The 16,257-nt window shown below is 70.3% G+C and carries 13 protein-coding genes; 1 reads left to right on the top strand and 12 read right to left on the bottom strand.

The window, feature by feature from the left end; genetic code table 11:
- The first annotated feature begins 401 nt into the window (after window positions 1-401).
- Window positions 402-3,551 (top strand): isoleucine--tRNA ligase, encoded by a 3,150-nt coding sequence (gene ileS, locus ACZ64A_RS11625; RefSeq protein WP_469809802.1) that lies wholly within the window; start codon window positions 402-404, stop codon window positions 3,549-3,551.
- 236 nt (window positions 3,552-3,787) lie between these two features.
- On the opposite strand, the gene ACZ64A_RS11620 is transcribed toward ileS, so the two are convergent.
- The 12 genes from ACZ64A_RS11620 to ACZ64A_RS11565 form a co-directional block, all read right to left on the bottom strand.
- Window positions 3,788-4,903 (bottom strand): DivIVA domain-containing protein, encoded by a 1,116-nt coding sequence (locus ACZ64A_RS11620; protein ID WP_469809801.1) that lies wholly within the window; start codon window positions 4,901-4,903, stop codon window positions 3,788-3,790.
- A 52-nt stretch (window positions 4,904-4,955) separates the two neighbouring features.
- A complete protein-coding gene (locus tag ACZ64A_RS11615; protein WP_363267186.1) occupies window positions 4,956-5,246 on the bottom strand; it encodes a YggT family protein in 291 nt (96 codons plus the stop codon).
- Between the two features lie 51 nt (window positions 5,247-5,297).
- A complete protein-coding gene (locus tag ACZ64A_RS11610; protein WP_103782991.1) occupies window positions 5,298-5,939 on the bottom strand; it encodes a cell division protein SepF in 642 nt (213 codons plus the stop codon).
- A gap of 128 nt (window positions 5,940-6,067) precedes the next feature.
- The gene (locus ACZ64A_RS11605) at window positions 6,068-6,787 is read right to left on the bottom strand and encodes a YggS family pyridoxal phosphate-dependent enzyme (protein WP_469809800.1); all 720 of its coding nucleotides are present in this window, start codon (window positions 6,785-6,787) and stop codon (window positions 6,068-6,070) included.
- Between the two features lie 6 nt (window positions 6,788-6,793).
- A complete protein-coding gene (gene pgeF / locus ACZ64A_RS11600) occupies window positions 6,794-7,522 on the bottom strand; it encodes a peptidoglycan editing factor PgeF (protein ID WP_469809799.1) in 729 nt (242 codons plus the stop codon).
- Window positions 7,519-8,718, bottom strand: a complete 1,200-nt coding sequence (ftsZ, locus tag ACZ64A_RS11595; RefSeq protein WP_469809798.1) for a cell division protein FtsZ — start codon at window positions 8,716-8,718, stop codon at window positions 7,519-7,521. The genes pgeF and ftsZ overlap by 4 nt, the downstream gene beginning before the upstream one ends.
- Before the next feature lie 278 nt (window positions 8,719-8,996).
- Window positions 8,997-9,791, bottom strand: coding sequence for a cell division protein FtsQ/DivIB (locus ACZ64A_RS11590; protein WP_469809797.1), 795 nt, complete (start codon window positions 9,789-9,791; stop codon window positions 8,997-8,999).
- A gap of 26 nt (window positions 9,792-9,817) precedes the next feature.
- Window positions 9,818-10,915, bottom strand: a complete 1,098-nt coding sequence (gene murG, locus ACZ64A_RS11585; protein WP_469809796.1) for an undecaprenyldiphospho-muramoylpentapeptide beta-N-acetylglucosaminyltransferase — start codon at window positions 10,913-10,915, stop codon at window positions 9,818-9,820.
- A 6-nt stretch (window positions 10,916-10,921) separates the two neighbouring features.
- A complete protein-coding gene (gene ftsW / locus ACZ64A_RS11580; protein WP_469809794.1) occupies window positions 10,922-12,283 on the bottom strand; it encodes a putative lipid II flippase FtsW in 1,362 nt (453 codons plus the stop codon).
- 69 nt (window positions 12,284-12,352) lie between these two features.
- Complete coding sequence (gene murD, locus ACZ64A_RS11575; protein WP_469809793.1) at window positions 12,353-13,786, bottom strand: UDP-N-acetylmuramoyl-L-alanine--D-glutamate ligase; 1,434 nt, start codon at window positions 13,784-13,786, stop codon at window positions 12,353-12,355.
- Window positions 13,768-14,838: a phospho-N-acetylmuramoyl-pentapeptide-transferase gene (gene mraY, locus ACZ64A_RS11570; RefSeq protein WP_361632849.1), complete on the bottom strand. Its 1,071-nt coding sequence runs from the start codon at window positions 14,836-14,838 to the stop codon at window positions 13,768-13,770. The genes murD and mraY overlap by 19 nt, the downstream gene beginning before the upstream one ends.
- Window positions 14,838-16,253, bottom strand: coding sequence for a UDP-N-acetylmuramoyl-tripeptide--D-alanyl-D-alanine ligase (locus ACZ64A_RS11565; RefSeq protein WP_469809792.1), 1,416 nt, complete (start codon window positions 16,251-16,253; stop codon window positions 14,838-14,840). The genes mraY and ACZ64A_RS11565 overlap by 1 nt, the downstream gene beginning before the upstream one ends.
- Between the last annotated feature and the right edge of the window lie 4 nt (window positions 16,254-16,257).

Raw genomic sequence — 16,257 nt, 5'->3', positions numbered from 1 at the left:
GGGTCACCTCGGCGGCCCCCGTGCCGCTGCGCCGGCCCCCGCGAAAGGGGCGGCCCCGGGAAAACCGGTCGGCCGCCGTCCGCGCGGCGCCGTACACTGGGCGCAGCGAAAAGCGTGGATGGGGACGAGTAGCGGCGTACGCAGCCCAGAGCGACCCGGGGACGGTGTGAGCCCGGGGGCGAGCGCGACGTGAAGATCACCCCGGAGCCGCCGGAAGAACACCCCCTGGGGGCCAGTAGACCCGGCTTCGCGACCCCAATGAGGGGGCTCACCGGAGCACACGACGCACCGGAGGGCCAAGGAGGGTGGTACCGCGGGAGCGCGCCGACGACGGCGTAAGGCACGACAAGGCTCTCGTCCCTCCGACGGAAGGCAGAAAGTCCGTTGGAGGAAGCTCGCAGATGACAGCGCCGACGTACCGCCAGGTGCCCGCTCAGGTCGACCTGCCCGCGCTCGAGCACGCCGTGCTCGACTTCTGGCGCGATCAGAAGATCTTCGCCAAGAGCCTGGAGCGGTCCGAGGGCCGCCCCGAATGGGTGTTCTACGAGGGCCCGCCCACCGCCAACGGCATGCCCGGCGCGCACCACATCGAGGCGCGCGTCTTCAAGGACGTCTTCCCCCGCTTCCGCACCATGCGCGGCTACCACGTGGCCCGCAAGGCCGGCTGGGACTGCCACGGCCTGCCGGTCGAGCTGGCGGTGGAGAAGGAGCTGGGCTTCTCCGGCAAGCAGGACATCGAGGCCTACGGCATCGCCGAGTTCAACGCCAAGTGCCGCGAGTCGGTGACCCGGCACACCGACGCCTTCGCCGAGCTGACGACCCGCATGGGCTACTGGGTCGACCTCGACGACGCCTACCGGACCATGGACCCGGAGTACGTGGAGTCCGTCTGGTGGTCGCTGAAGGAGATCTTCGACAAGGGCCTCCTCGTCCAGGACCACCGCGTGGCCCCCTGGTGTCCGCGCTGCGGCACCGGCCTCTCCGATCACGAGCTGGCCCAGGGCTACGAGACGGTCGTCGACCCGTCCGTGTACGTCCGCTTCCCGCTGACCTCCGGCCCGCTGGCCGGCGAGGCCGCGCTGCTGGTGTGGACGACGACCCCGTGGACCCTGGTGTCCAACACGGCCGTCGCCGCCCACCCCGAGGTCACCTACGTCGTCGCGACGAACGGCGAGGAGAAGCTCGTCGTCGCCGAGCCGCTGCTCGCCAAGGCGCTCGGCGAGGGCTGGGAGACCACGGGGCAGTCCTTCACCGGCGCCGAGATGGAGCGCTGGGCCTACCAGCGTCCGTTCGAGCTGATCGAGTTCCCCGCTCCGGCGCACTACGTCGTCAACGCCGAGTACGTGACGACCGAGGACGGTACGGGTCTGGTCCACCAGTCCCCCGCCTTCGGTGAGGACGACCTCAAGGTCTGCCGCTCCTACGGCCTGCCCGTCGTGAACCCGGTCCGCCCGGACGGCACCTTCGAGGAGGACGTCCCGCTGGTCGGCGGCGTCTTCTTCAAGAAGGCCGACGAGAAGCTCACCGAGGACCTCGGCGCGCGCGGCCTGCTCTTCAAGCACCTGCCGTACGAGCACAGCTACCCGCACTGCTGGCGCTGCCACACCGCGCTGCTGTACTACGCGCAGCCGTCCTGGTACATCCGCACCACGGCGATCAAGGACCGCCTGATCGCGGAGAACGAGAAGACCAACTGGTTCCCGGAGACGGTCAAGCACGGCCGCTTCGGCGACTGGCTGAACAACAACATCGACTGGGCGCTCTCCCGCAACCGCTACTGGGGCACGCCGCTGCCGATCTGGCGCTGCGAGGACGACCACCTCACCTGCGTCGGCTCCCGCGCGGAGCTGAGCCGGCTGTCCGGCGCCGACCAGTCCGGGCTGGACCCGCACCGCCCGTACATCGACGACGTGACCTTCGCCTGCCCGCACGAGGGCTGCGGGAACACGGCCACGCGCGTGCCGGAGGTCATCGACGCCTGGTACGACTCGGGTTCGATGCCGTTCGCGCAGTGGGGCTACCCGTACAAGAACAAGGAGCTGTTCGAGAGCCGGTACCCGGCGCAGTTCATCTCCGAGGCGATCGACCAGACCCGCGGCTGGTTCTACACGCTGATGGCGGTCGGCACGCTCGTCTTCGACAAGTCCTCGTACGAGAACGTCGTGTGCCTCGGCCACATCCTCGCCGAGGACGGCCGCAAGATGTCCAAGCACCTGGGCAACATCCTGCAGCCCATCCCGCTCATGGACCAGCACGGCGCGGACGCGGTGCGCTGGTTCATGGCGGCCGGCGGCTCCCCGTGGGCGGCGCGCCGCGTGGGCCACGGCACCATCCAGGAGGTCGTCCGCAAGACGCTCCTCACGTACTGGAACACGGTCGCCTTCCAGGCCCTGTACGCCCGCACGTCCGGCTGGGCGCCGAGCGAGGCGGACCCGGCCCCGGCCGAGCGCCCGCTGCTGGACCGCTGGCTGCTCAGCGAGCTGCACGCGCTCACCGACCAGGTCACCCAGGCCCTGGAGGCGTACGACACCCAGCGCGCCGGCAAGCTGCTCTCGGCGTTCGTCGACGACCTGTCGAACTGGTACGTGCGCCGCTCGCGCCGCCGGTTCTGGCAGGGCGACAAGGCCGCGCTGCGCACGCTGCACGAGGTGCTGGAGACGGTCACCAAGCTGATGGCCCCGATCACCCCGTTCATCACCGAGCGGGTGTGGCAGGACCTGATCGTCCCGGTCACCCCGGGTGCGCCGGAGTCCGTGCACCTGTCCGGCTGGCCCGAGGCGGACCTGTCGGCGATCGACCCGCGCCTTTCGCAGCAGATGCTGCTGGTGCGCCGGCTGGTGGAGCTGGGCCGCGCCACCCGCGCGGAGTCCGGCGTGAAGACGCGTCAGCCGCTGTCCCGTGCGCTGATCGCCGCGGCGGGCTTCGACACCCTCGACCCTGAGCTGCACACGCAGATCACGGAGGAGCTGAACGTCTCCGCCCTGGCCTCGCTGTCCGAGGTCGGCGGCTCGCTCGTCGACACCACGGCGAAGGCCAACTTCCGGGCGTTGGGCAAGCGGTTCGGCAAGCGGGTGCAGGACGTGGCGAAGGCCGTCGCGAACGCCGACGCGGCCGCGCTGTCGCTGGCGCTGCGCGAGGGCAGGGCGTCGGTGGAGGTCGACGGCGAGACGGTCGACCTCGCTCCGGACGAGGTGATCATCACGGAGACGCCGCGTGAGGGCTGGTCGGTGGCCTCCGACTCGGGTGCCACGGTGGCGCTGGACCTGGAGATCACGGAGGAGCTGCGGCAGGCGGGCCTGGCCCGTGACGCGATCCGCCTGATCCAGGAGGCCCGCAAGAACAGCGGACTGGACGTCGCGGACCGGATCGCGCTGCGGTGGACGGCCACGGACCCGGCGACGATCTCGGCGCTCACCGCCCACACCGGTCTCATCGCGGACGAGGTTCTCGCGACCGACTTCGCCCAGGGCGAGGCGGACGCCGACGCCGGCTTCGGTGAGCCGTTCACCGACGAGGGGCTGTCGCTCACGTTCCGGCTGCGGAAGGTGTAGCTCGGTCGTTGTGAGAAGGGCCCGGTCTCCGGTCAGGAGGCCGGGCCCTTCTTCATGCGCTCGGCCGGGCTCAGTCACGGTGCGCCCCGCGCGGCGGAGCCGCACATCGACTCAGCCTCGCGCCCCTGGGTTCTCGACTCAACCCGCGTAAAAAGGGCGGGCCCCCAGGACCGAAGTCCAAGGGGCCCGCCCTATGACGTTGCCGACGCCGTTGTCGTACTCGTCTCAGCGGCCTGTCAGTTGTCGTCCTCGTCGATCAGGAAGCCGCGCATCGGCGACGGCGCCTGGCCCATCGGGGACGGGCCCTGCGGGCGGACCGGCGCCATCGGCTGGGTCATCGCCGGCGACATCTGCTGCTGGCCGCCGTAGGACGGGGCGGACGGACCGGAGTTGCCGCCCATCGTCTGGTTGCCGCCGTACGACGGGGCGCTCGCGCCGGCCGGGGCCATGGAGGGCGCCGGGGACGGCGGCAGCGACGCGGTCGCCGGGGTGCGCGGCGGGGCCAGCGAGTCGTCCGCCTGGGTCTCCAGCTGACGCAGCTGCGACTCCAGGTAGGACTTCAGCCGCGTGCGGTACTCGCGCTCGAAGCCGCGCAGGTCCTCGACCTTGCGCTCCAGCGTGGCGCGAGCGGACTCCAGGGAGCCCATGGCGACGCGGTGCTTCTCCTGCGCGTCCCGCTCCAGGGCGTCGGCCTTGGCACGGGCGTCACGCTCGAGACCCTCGGCACGCGAACGCGCCTCACCGACGATCTTGTTGGCCTCCTGACGGGCCTCGGCGATCGCCTGGTCGGCGGTCTGCTGGGCCAGCGACAGGACTCGGGCGGCGCTGTCGCCACCGGGGCCCTGACCCATCGGACCGGGGCCGCCCATGGGGCCGCCCATCGGGCCGCCGGGGCCCATCTGGCCCTGCATCTGGCCCTGCATCGGACCCTGGCCCATCGGACCGGGACCCATCTGGCCGGGACCCTGCGGGCCCTGACCGCCCGGACCGGCCGGCAGCTGCGGGGCACCGCTCGGCAGCTGGGGCGGGCCACCCATGGGGCCACCCATCTGCTGCTGCGGCGGGCCCGATATCCCGGCGGGCACCGGCTGGCCGGGACCTCGCATGCCCTGCGGCGGCTGCTGCTGCTGGTCCTGCTGCTCCTGAGGCTTGCGCATGTTCTGCTGGTTCTGCGCGGCCGCGCGCGTGGCGGCGGCCAGCTTGGCGCGCAGGTCCTCGTTCTCGCGGAGCAGGCGGGTCAGTTCGGCTTCGACCTCGTCGAGGAAGGCATCGACCTCGTCCTCGTCATAGCCTTCTCGGAGGCGGACGGTCGTGAACTGCTTGTTCCGCACGTCCTCGGGGGTCAACGGCATCTCTTCACCTCAACGTAGTCATCGGCAGTCGGCAAGACCGTATCGTCCACATTCACCTCGCGAAGCTGCCCACGATGGAGATCAGGATGTAGACGATGATCATCAGTACGAAGAAGGACAGGTCGAGCGCCACGCCCCCGAGACGCAGCGGCGGAATGAACCGCCGCAGAAGCTTCAGCGGTGGATCGGTGACAGTGTAGGTGGCCTCCAGGACGACCACCATCGCCTTGCCGGGTTGCCACGAGCGGGCGAACTGGAACACGTAGTCCATGACCAACCGGAAGATCAGCACGACGAGGAACACCATCAGCGCGATGTAGATCACCTGCGCGAACACGCTCATGGCTGGTGCTTCCCTCTCCCCTGTTTCGTACTGCGTTTCCGGTCAAGCGTCTCAGCTCTGGTTGAAGAACCCGCCTTCTGCGATGCGGGCCTTGTCCTCCGCCGTGACATCGACGTTAGCAGGCGACAACAGGAACACCTTCTGCGTCACCCGCTCGATGCTGCCGTGAAGACCAAACACCAGACCGGCCGCAAAGTCGACAAGTCGCTTCGCGTCTGTGTCATCCATCTCAGTCAGATTCATGATCACCGGGGTGCCCTCACGGAAGTGTTCCCCGATGGTACGGGCCTCGTTGTAGGTCCGCGGGTGAAGTGTGGTGATCCGGTACGGCTCTCGTTCCGACACGACCTTGGGCATGATCACCGGTGCGTTCTTCTCCAGGGACTGACGTTCTTGTGTGATGGATGACACGGGCGCGATGCGCGCCGGGCGGCTGGATTCCGCGGGGAGCGAAGCGGCGCGCGCCACCGGCTCACGCGGGGCGGGCGGTTGGACGATTCGCACCTCTTCGTCCCTTTGGGACTGGTGTGCACCGTGCGACTGGTGGGACGGCTCGTGCCGTCGGTGATCGCGCTCGGGCTCCGGGTCCAGCTCGGGCTCGAAGTCGTCGTCGGGGTCGAATCCCCGGCCGTCGTACCCATCGTCCTCCACGAGGCCGAGGTAGACCGCCATCTTGCGCATCGCGCCGGCCATGCTCTGAGTCCTCCGCTCTGTGGTGGATCGGCTGACGCTGCCGAGTGCCCGCGATCCACGTGGTCCTTCTGCCCGCCTTCCAGCGGAAATGACCATATTTTCTGCTGTGGTCCGACTTCTTGGCGACGTTACCCGAGCCTGGGGCGGACTCCGAGTACCGCCGTACCGACGCGCACATGTGTCGCCCCGGCCGCCACGGCCTCCTCGAGGTCCGCACTCATCCCTGCCGAGACCATGGTTGCAGCCGGATGGGCTCGGCGCAGGTCGGTCGACAAATCCATCAACCGCTCGAACGCCTCGCGTTGGCGGCCGGCGTACTCACCGGTGAGCGGAGCGACGGTCATCAGGCCGTCGAGGCGCAGCCCCGGCGAGGCGGCGACGAGTCCGGCCAACTCTTCGATTCCCCCGGGAGCCACGCCCCCGCGCTCCCCTCTCCCGCTCGCGCCCGCGTCGAGCGCGACCTGGAGGAGACAGCCGATCTCCCGCCCGGCCCGCACGGCCTCCTTCGACAGGGCCGTGACGAGCCGGGCGCGATCGACGGACTGCACGAGATCGGCGTAACCGACCACGGAACGCACCTTGTTGGTCTGCAACTGACCGACGAAGTGCCACTTCAGGGGCAGATCCGCGCAGGCGGCGGCCTTGGGTGCCGCGTCCTGGTCGCGGTTCTCGGCGACATGGCGCACCCCGAGCTCCGCGAGAATGCGCACGTCGCTCGCCGGATAGGTCTTGGTGACCACGATCAGCGTCACCGACTCGCGCGGGCGCCCGGCCGCCGCGCACGCGGCGGCGATGCGCTCCTCCACCTTCGCCAGGTTTCCGGCGAGTTCGTCCTTACGGTCCGTCATGCCCCATCAGTCCAGCCACACATAGCCCGCGAGCCGCCCGGTGACGCGGTCGCGGCGGTACGAGAAGTGGTCACGCGACTCGCGCGTGCACACCGGCGATTGCTCCCGGTCGCGCACCCCGAGCCGCTCGAGCTGCGCGTGCACGCCGGCGCTCACATCGAGCGCCGGTGTGCCCCAGCTCGTCTCGGCGTACGCCGCCGGTTCGACGGCGGCCACCTCGGCGCGCATCTCCTCGGGCACCTCGTAGCACCGGCCGCAGACCGCGGGTCCGGTGCGGGCGACGATCCGGGACGGTTCGGCGCCCAGGTCCATCATCGCGCGTAGCGCGGCGGGCACGACCCCGGCGACCATGCCGGGCCGGCCGGCGTGGGCCGCGGCGACGACCCCGGCGACCGGGTCGGCGAGCAGGACGGGGGTGCAGTCGGCGGTGAGCACCGCGAGGGCGAGGCCGCGCCGGGTGGTGACGATCGCGTCGACCTCCGGCACGGGCCGCTCGCCCCACGGCTCGTCCACCACGGCGACGTCGTCGCCGTGCACCTGGTTCATCCACACCACCCGCGCCGCGTCCAGTCCCAGGGACTTCGCGGCCAGCTCGCGGTTGGTGGTCACGGCGTCGGGGTCGTCGCCGACCGCGCCGCCGAGGTTGAGCTCCTCGTACGGAACGGCGCTCACCCCGCCCCACCGGTCGGTGAAGGCGAAGTGCGCGCCGCTCACGGTGTCGCGCTGTCCTATCACTTCAGGAAGTCCGGGACGTCCAGCTCCTCGGCCGCACTGTCCGAGTAGCTGCGCGGCGCCGGGGTGATGGGCGGGGCGACCGGGATGTCGGGCGCGGGCTCGGGAGCGGGAGCGGGCTCCGGCTCCTCCTTGGGCTTGACGCTGCCGAGCGAGCCGAAGGTCGGGCGGCTCTCGGGCTGCCGTACCGGGGCGGGCTCCTCGCGCTTGGCCGAGGAGGAGCCGAGGACGTTGTCCCGCTTGGCCGGGGGCTGGCCGCCGTCGAAGCCGGCCGCGATCACGGTGACCCGGACCTCGTCGCCGAGGGCGTCGTCGATGACGGCGCCGAAGATGATGTTGGCCTCGGGGTGGGCGGCCTCGCTGACCAGCTGGGCGGCCTCGTTGATCTCGAACAGGCCGAGGTCGGAGCCGCCGGAGATGGACAGCAGCACGCCGCGGGCGCCGTCGATGGACGCCTCCAGCAGCGGGGAGGAGATCGCCATCTCGGCCGCGGCCACGGCGCGGTCGTCGCCGCGGGCCGAGCCGATGCCCATCAGCGCCGAACCGGCCTCGGACATGACCGACTTGACGTCGGCGAAGTCGAGGTTGATCAGGCCGGGGGTGGTGATGAGGTCGGTGATGCCCTGGACACCGGAGAGCAGGACCTGGTCGGCGGACTTGAAGGCGTCCAGGACCGAGACCTGGCGGTCCGAGATGGACAGCAGCCGGTCGTTGGGGATGACGATGAGGGTGTCGACCTCTTCGCGGAGTTCGGCGATGCCGTCCTCGGCCTGGTTCGCGCGGCGCCGCCCCTCGAAGGTGAACGGGCGTGTGACCACGCCGATGGTGAGGGCGCCCAGGGAGCGCGCGATGTTGGCCACGACGGGTGCGCCGCCGGTGCCGGTGCCGCCGCCTTCACCGGCCGTCACGAAGACCATGTCGGCCCCCTTGAGGACCTCCTCGATCTCCTCGCGGTGATCCTCGGCGGCCTTGCGGCCGACGGCCGGATTGGCTCCGGCGCCGAGTCCCCGGGTGAGTTCACGGCCGACGTCGAGCTTGACGTCGGCGTCGCTCATCAACAGAGCTTGCGCGTCGGTGTTGATGGCGATGAACTCGACGCCCTTGAGACCGACCTCGATCATCCGGTTGATGGCATTGACACCACCGCCGCCGACACCGATGACTTTGATGACTGCGAGGTAGTTCTGCGGTGCTGCCACGTCGAAGGCCTCTCGCCTCGAGTTACGTGTCGCCGTCTCGCGTTGTGGCGCGCTCCGGCGACTGATGCCGAATGGGACGGTCCGAATCGCCGACCCGAACCCTAACCCTGAAGTTTAGGGTTACCAGTGTGTCCGTTCCTTGGAGTCTTCTGAACAGGACACTAAGTCGACAAGTGGCGCACGTTCAACGAACACGCCGAACCTCCCGTTTTTCTTTTCACCCTATGTGATCAGCCGTAGCGCTGCCCAACCAGGGTGCTGGCCTGCGCTGATGTGCGTCAACTCCCCGCTGACACAGGGGCGGTGGGAACGCTCACGTCGAAGTGCCGTGCGCGCGGGGCGGCTTTCATCAGCGCGGTGAGGGTACGGGCCTTCAGGGGTCCCTTCTCGGCACTCCCCCAGGCCACCGTGCGGTTGCCGCCCAACTCCAGCGCGATGTCGTCGTAGGAACGGACCTTGACCACACGCGTCTCATGCGCCACAGCGGGCGGGAGGGTGCCCGCCACGGACACCGCCGCGCGCACCAGCCGGCCCTCGCCGAAACGGCGCAGGCTCGCGGTGGCGGAACCCGGTTGAGCGGTCATCAATTGCAGCAGCGGAACGCCTTTAATCGGCTCGGAAATCATGGCAAAACGGACGCCTTCCGCGTCCACTTCCATGAACTTCCTCCCGTTTTGAACAAGAAGAACCGGAGTCCGCTCGGTCACTTTCAGCGTGATTCCGTGCGGCCAGGAACGCGCCACGTCCACCGTGTCGATGCGCAGCAGTTTCCGGCGCAGCCGCGCCTCGATCCCGTCGGTGTCGACCGACGCCAGCGGCTCCCCGAGCGGCACCCGCGCCACGTCGCGCACCTCCTGCGGCGTCAGCTCCCGGGTGCCGGAGACGGTGACCCGCTCCACCCGCAGCCACTGGGACCCGTAGAGCGCCCACAGGGCTCCCGCCGCGACCAGGACGAAGGCCAGCCCGAAAGTGATGATCATACGAAGGCGGCGCCGGCCCAGCCTGCGGACCAGGGGCGGGCCGGACGACTCCTGCTGGCGTTCCCCGCGCTCGGCGGTCGTCGATCCGGCCACGCTCCCTGCCCTTTCGTCATACGTGCCTAACGGTGTGCACGGTGGGCGGCGATCGCCTCGTACACCATGCCGACGAGGAGGTCGTCGGCGTCCCGGCGGCCGAACTCGGCGGCGGCGCGGGACATCTGGTACAGCCGGTGCGGGTCGGCGAGCACGGGCAGGACGTTCTGCTGCACCCACTCCGGGGTGAGGTCCGCGTCGTCGACCAGCAGACCGCCGCCGGCCTTGACCACCGGCTGGGCGTTCAGCCGCTGCTCGCCGTTGCCGATGGGCAGCGGAACGTAGGCGGCCGGGAGTCCGACGGCGGAGAGTTCGGCGACGGTCATCGCGCCCGCGCGGCAGAGCATCATGTCGGCCGCGGCGTACGCGAGGTCCATCCTGTCCAGGTAACTTACCGGGATGTAGGGGGGCATTCCCGGCATCTGGTGGACCTGCGGCAGTTCGTTCTTCGGGCCGACCGCGTGCAGAATCTGGATGCCGGCCTGCTGGAGCCAGGGCGCGACCTGCTGGACCACCTCGTTGAGGCGGCGGGCGCCCTGCGAGCCGCCGGAGACCAGCAGCGTGGGCAGGTTCGGGTCCAGGCCGAACATCGCGCGCGCCTCGGGACGGACGGCGGCCCGGTCCAGGGTGGCGATGGAGTGGCGCAGCGGGATGCCGATGTAGCGCGCGTTCCTGAGCTTGCTGTCCGGGGTGGCGACGGCGACCTGCGCGGCGTAGCGCGAGCCGATCTTGTTGGCCAGGCCCGGGCGGGCGTTCGCCTCGTGGATCACGATCGGCACACCGAGGCGCTTGGCGGCGAGGTAGCCGGGCAGGGCGACGTACCCGCCGAAGCCGACCACCGCGTCCGCCTTGGTGCGCTCCAGGATCTGCTCGGCCGCCTTGATCGTGCCGCGCAGCCGGCCCGGGACGGTGATCAGCTCGGGAGTGGGCTTGCGCGGCAGCGGCACCGCCGGGATCAGCGCGAGCTCGTAGCCCCGCTGCGGCACGAGCGTGGTCTCCAGGCCGCGCTCCGTGCCCAGGGCCGTGATCCCCACGGTCGGGTCCTGCCTGCGCAGGGCGTCCGCGAGGGCGAGCGCGGGCTCGATGTGGCCCGCGGTGCCCCCGCCGGCGAGTACGACATGCACCGAAATTCACCGCTCTCCGGACGAGCGCGCCGCCGAGGCACGCCGTCGCATCGTGTTCCAACTCCGGGCACTCCGGGCCGACCCGGAGCCCCCGGCCCCCCGCTTTCTACCAAAACGAGGTTGCCGCAGCGCAAGCGCCGCCCGCGCAGCGGGATCGTCACGCGCGAAGGCGATCAGCAGCCCGATGGCGAACATGGTCGGCAGCAGGGCGGAACCCCCGTAGGAGAACAGCGGGAGCGGGACACCGGCGATCGGCAGCAGACCGAGCACCGCACCGATGTTGATCACCGCCTGGGCGGTGATCCAGGTGGTCACGCCTCCCGCGGCGTACCTCACGAAGGGGTCCTCCGTGCGTCCGGCCACGCGGATACCCGCATAGCCTAGAGCCGCGAACAGGGCGAGGACCGACAGTGTCCCCGCCAGACCCAGTTCCTCACCGGTGACGGCGAAGATGAAGTCGGTGTGCGCTTCGGGGAGTTGGCCCCATTTTTCCACACTGGCACCCAGCCCGGAACCGAACAGTCCGCCCGAGGCGAGGGCGTAGATCCCGTGCACGGCCTGCCAGCAGCTGTCCCCCGGCCCCGGGTCGGTCGCGCCGATGCAGGCCAGGCGGGCCATCCGGTTGGGGCTGGTCTTGATCAGGATCACACCGAGGGTGGCCGCCACGGACAGCACGCCGACGAACATCCGGGTCGGCGCCCCCGCGAGCCACAGCACGCCGAACAGGATCGCGGTGAGGATGATCGCCGTGCCCATGTCGCCGCCGAGCATGATCAGCCCGAGCAGCAGGAAGGCCATCGGCACCAGCGGGACCAGCATGTGCTTCCACTGGTTGAGCAGGTTCCTGTCCTGCTTGCGCGCCATGAGGTCGGCGCCCCACAGCACGAGCGCCAGCTTGCCGAACTCACTGGGCTGGATCTGGAAGGAGCCGCCGAGCGAGATCCAGTTCTGGTTGCCGTTGACCGCCATCCCTATCCCCGGCACCTGCACCAGGGCCATCAGGAAGACCGCGCCCGCCAGGATCGGGTACGCGAGCCCCCGGTGCAGCTTCACCGGCATCCGGGACGCGGCCAGCAGCAGCGCCCCGCCGAGGACGGCGGCCAGCAGCTGCTTGCGGAAGAAGTACGAGCCGGTCAGTCCCATCTGCAGCGCGGTGATCTGGGAGGCCGAGTAGACCATCACCAGGCCGAGCACGGTGATCAGGGCGCTGCCGCCGACGATCAGGTAGTAGGCGGTCAGCGGCCGGTCCCAGGCCCGCCGCGCCCGCGCGTACGCCCGGGTGACGGCGTTGTCGCGCGGCGGACGGGGGGCGGGGGGCCGGCGCGCGGCCCGCTGCACGGGCGGCCGGCCGGTACGGCTACTGGGCATCAGCGCCTCCGCTGCGCATCGCGCGTCCCACGCGTCCCTCCCGAGGTCGCCCGGCGCCAGGCGGCCGGGTCAGGCCCCGAGTTCGGACACGGCCTGAGCGAACGCGTCGCCGCGCTTGTTGTAGTTGGCGAACATGTCCATGGAGGCGCAGGCCGGGGCGAGCAGCACCGTGTCGCCGGGCTCGGCGAGCCGCTGGGCCTCCTGGACAGCCTGGAGCATCGCCCCAGTGTCGGTCCGGTCGAGGTCGACGACGGGTACTTCCGGGGCGTGTCGCGCGAGGGCCTCGCGGATGAGGGCCCGATCGGCGCCGATGAGGACGACGCCGCGCAGTCGCTTCGCCGCGCCGGCGACCAGTTCGTCGAAGGTCGCCCCCTTCGCCAGACCGCCCGCAATCCATACGATCGACTCATAGGCCGCCAACGAGGCCTGCGCGGCATGCGTGTTGGTGGCCTTGGAGTCGTCGACGTAGGCGACACCGTCCACGTCCGCGACATGCGCGATGCGGTGGGCGTCCGGGCGGAAGTTCCGCAGGCCGTCGCGGACGGCGCGGGGCTCGACGCCGAAGGCACGGGCGAGGGCCGCGGCGGCCAGGGCGTTGGCGACGTTGTGCGGGGCGGGCGGGTTGACGTCGGAGACCTCGGCGAGCTCCTGGGCGTTCTTGTGCCGCATCTCGACGAAGGCGCGGTCGACCAGAATGCCCTCCACGACACCGAGTTGGGAGGGGCCGGGCGTGCCGAGGGTGAACCCGATGGCACGGCAGCCCTCTTCGACATCGGCCTCGCGCACCAGGTCCTCGGTGGCCTTGTCGGCGACGTTGTAGACGCAGGCGACGCGGTTGCCCTCGTAGATGCGGCCCTTGTCGCGGGCGTACGCCTCCATGGAGCCGTGCCAGTCGAGGTGGTCCGGGGCGAGGTTGAGGACGGCCGCGGAGTGGGCGCGCAGCGAGGGCGCCCAGTGCAGCTGGTAGCTGGACAGCTCCACGGCGAGGACGTCGTAGGTCTCCTCGCCGAGGACGGCGTCCAGCAGGGAGACGCCGATGTTGCCGACGGCGGCGGTGCGCAGTCCGGCGGCCTTCAGGATGGAGGCCAGCATCTGCACAGTGGTGGTCTTGCCGTTGGTGCCGGTCACGCACAGCCAGGGGGCGGCGTCGGGGCCGCGCAGCCGCCAGGCGAGCTCCACGTCGCCCCAGACCTCCACGCCGGCCTTCCCGGCGGCCTGGAAGAGGGGCTTGGTGGGCTTCCAGCCCGGCGCGGTGACGATCAGCTCGGTGCCCTCGGGCAGGGTGTCGCCGTCGCCGAGGCGCACGGTGACGCCGAGCGCCTCCAACTCGGCGGCCTGCTCACGCGCGCGTGCGTCGTCGCCGTCGTTGACGACCGTGACGATCGCCCCGCGCGCGTGGAGCACCTTGGCCGCCGGGACGCCGGAGACGCCGAGCCCGGCGACGGTGATGCGCTTGCCCTGGAAGTCCGGGGACACCGAGGAGGTCACTTGTCCGCTGCCCATCCCGCGTAGAAGAGGCCCAGTCCGACGATCACACAGATGCCCTGGATGATCCAGAAGCGGACCACCACAAGGACCTCGGACCAGCCCTTGAGTTCGAAGTGGTGCTGGAGCGGCGCCATCCGGAAGACGCGCTTCCCGGTGAGCCGGAAGGATCCGACCTGGATGACGACCGACATGGTGATGAGGACGAACAGGCCGCCCATGATGGCCACCAGCAGCTCCGTGCGGGAGAGGATGGCCAGACCGGTGAGCACACCGCCGAGGGCGAGCGAACCGGTGTCCCCCATGAAGATCTTGGCGGGCGACGTGTTCCACCACAGGAAGCCGAGGCAGGCGCCCATCAATGCGGAGGACACCACGGCGAGGTCGAGCGGGTCGCGCACCTCGTAGCAGGCGCCCGGGTTGGTGAGGGTGAGCGCGTTGGCGCACGACTCCTGGAACTGCCAGACGCCGATGAACGTGTAGGCGCCGAAGACCAGCACGGAGGCGCCGGTGGCCAGGCCGTCCAGACCGTCGGTGAGGTTCACGCCGTTGGACATGGCCAGGATCATGAACAGCGCCCACACGACGAAGAGCACCGGACCGATCGTCCAGCCGAAGTCGGTGATGAAGGACAGCTTGGTGGAGGCCGGGGTGTTGCCGCGGGCGTCGGCGAACTGCAGGGAGAGCACGGCGAAGGCGATGCCGACGATCAGCTGGCCGGCCATCTTGGCCTTGGCCCGCAGACCCAGCGAGCGCCGCTTGACGATCTTGATGTAGTCGTCGAGGAAGCCGACCAGACCCATGCCGACCATCAGGCCGAGGACCAGCACGCCCGAGTACGTCGGCGCGTAGCCGGTGATGACCTTGGCGAGGAAGTAGGCGGCGACCGTCGCCAGGATGAACGCGATACCGCCCATGGTCGGCGTGCCGCGCTTGCTGGCGTGCTCGCGCGGACCGTCGTCGCGGATGTACTGGCCGTATCCCTTGCGGGCGAGCAGCTTGATCAGCAGCGGGGTGCCGACCAGGGTGAGGAAGAGGCCAATGACTCCTGCGAACAGGATCTGCTTCATCATCGGGCGGCAACCTCACCCTCGGTACCGGTCTCGAGCAGCGCCTGCGCGACCGCCTCCAGACCGACCGAACGCGACGCCTTCACGAGTACGACGTCCCCCGGGCGCAACTCGCTGCGCAACAGGTCGACCGCCGCCTGTGCGTCGGACACGTGCACCGACTCCTCACCCCACGAACCCTCGTTATATGCGCCCAGTTGCAGCCAGGCGGCTTCCCTGCCGCCGACCGCGACGAGCTTGCTGACGTTGAGCCGGACGGCGAGCCGTCCGACCGCGTCGTGCTCGGCGAGCGCCTCGTCCCCGAGCTCGGCCATCTTGCCGAGCACCGCCCAGGTCCGCCGCCCCTTGCCCATGGCCACCAGCGCGCGCAGAGCGGCCTTCATGGACTCGGGGTTGGCGTTGTAGGCGTCGTTGACGATGGTCACGCCGTCCGGGCGCTCGGTGACCTCCATGCGCCAGCGGGAGAGGGAGCCCGCCTCGGAGAGCGCGGTGGCGATCTCAGCTACGGACATGCCCAGCTCATGGGCGACGGCGGCCGCGGCGAGCGCGTTCGACACGTGGTGCTCACCGTACAGGCGCATGGTCACATCGCTTGCACCGGAGGGTGTGAGAAGCCTGAAGGAAGGCTGTCCGCTGTCCGTGAGTCGCACGTTCTCGGCGCGTACGTCCGCTTCGTCGGACTCACCGAAGAAGAGCACCTTCGCCTTGGTTCGGGAGGCCATGGCACGGACGTAGGGGTCGTCGGCGTTGAGGACGGCGACGCCGCCCTCCGCCTCGGGCGGCAGGGACTCCACCAGTTCGCCCTTGGCCTGGGCGATCTGCTCACGGCCGCCGAACTCCCCGATGTGCGCGGAGCCGACGTTGAGGACGAGACCGATCCGCGGCGGGGTCAGTTCGGTGAGGTACCGGATGTGCCCGATGCCGCGCGCCCCCATCTCCAGCACGAGGAACCGTGTTTCCTCGGTGGCGGACAGGGCGGTCAGCGGCAGCCCGATCTCGTTGTTGAGGGAGCCGGGCGTGAACACCGTCGGCGCCTTGCGCTGGAGCACCTGCGCGATGAGGTCCTTGGTGCTGGTCTTGCCCGCCGAACCGGTCAGCGCGACGAGGGTCGCGCCCAGGCGTCGTACGACGTGGCGGGCGAGGGCGCCGAGAGCGCGCTGCACGTCGTCCACGACGATCGCGGGCACGCCGACGGGGCGCGAGCCGAGTACCGCGGCCGCGCCCGAGCCGACGACCTGTGCGGCGAAGTCGTGGCCGTCCACGCGCTCGCCGACGAAGGCGACGAAGAGGCTGCCGGGCTCCACATCACGGGAGTCCCGGACCACCGGTCCGGTCACCTGCACCGACGGATCCGGTATGTCGTACGTCTGCCCGCCGACGACGCTTGCGATCTCGGCGAGGGAGAGGGCGATCACTGGT

The organism is Streptomyces sp. NPDC104814 (assembly GCF_055583185.1).
This window is presented reverse-complemented; position numbering and strand designations above follow the sequence as displayed.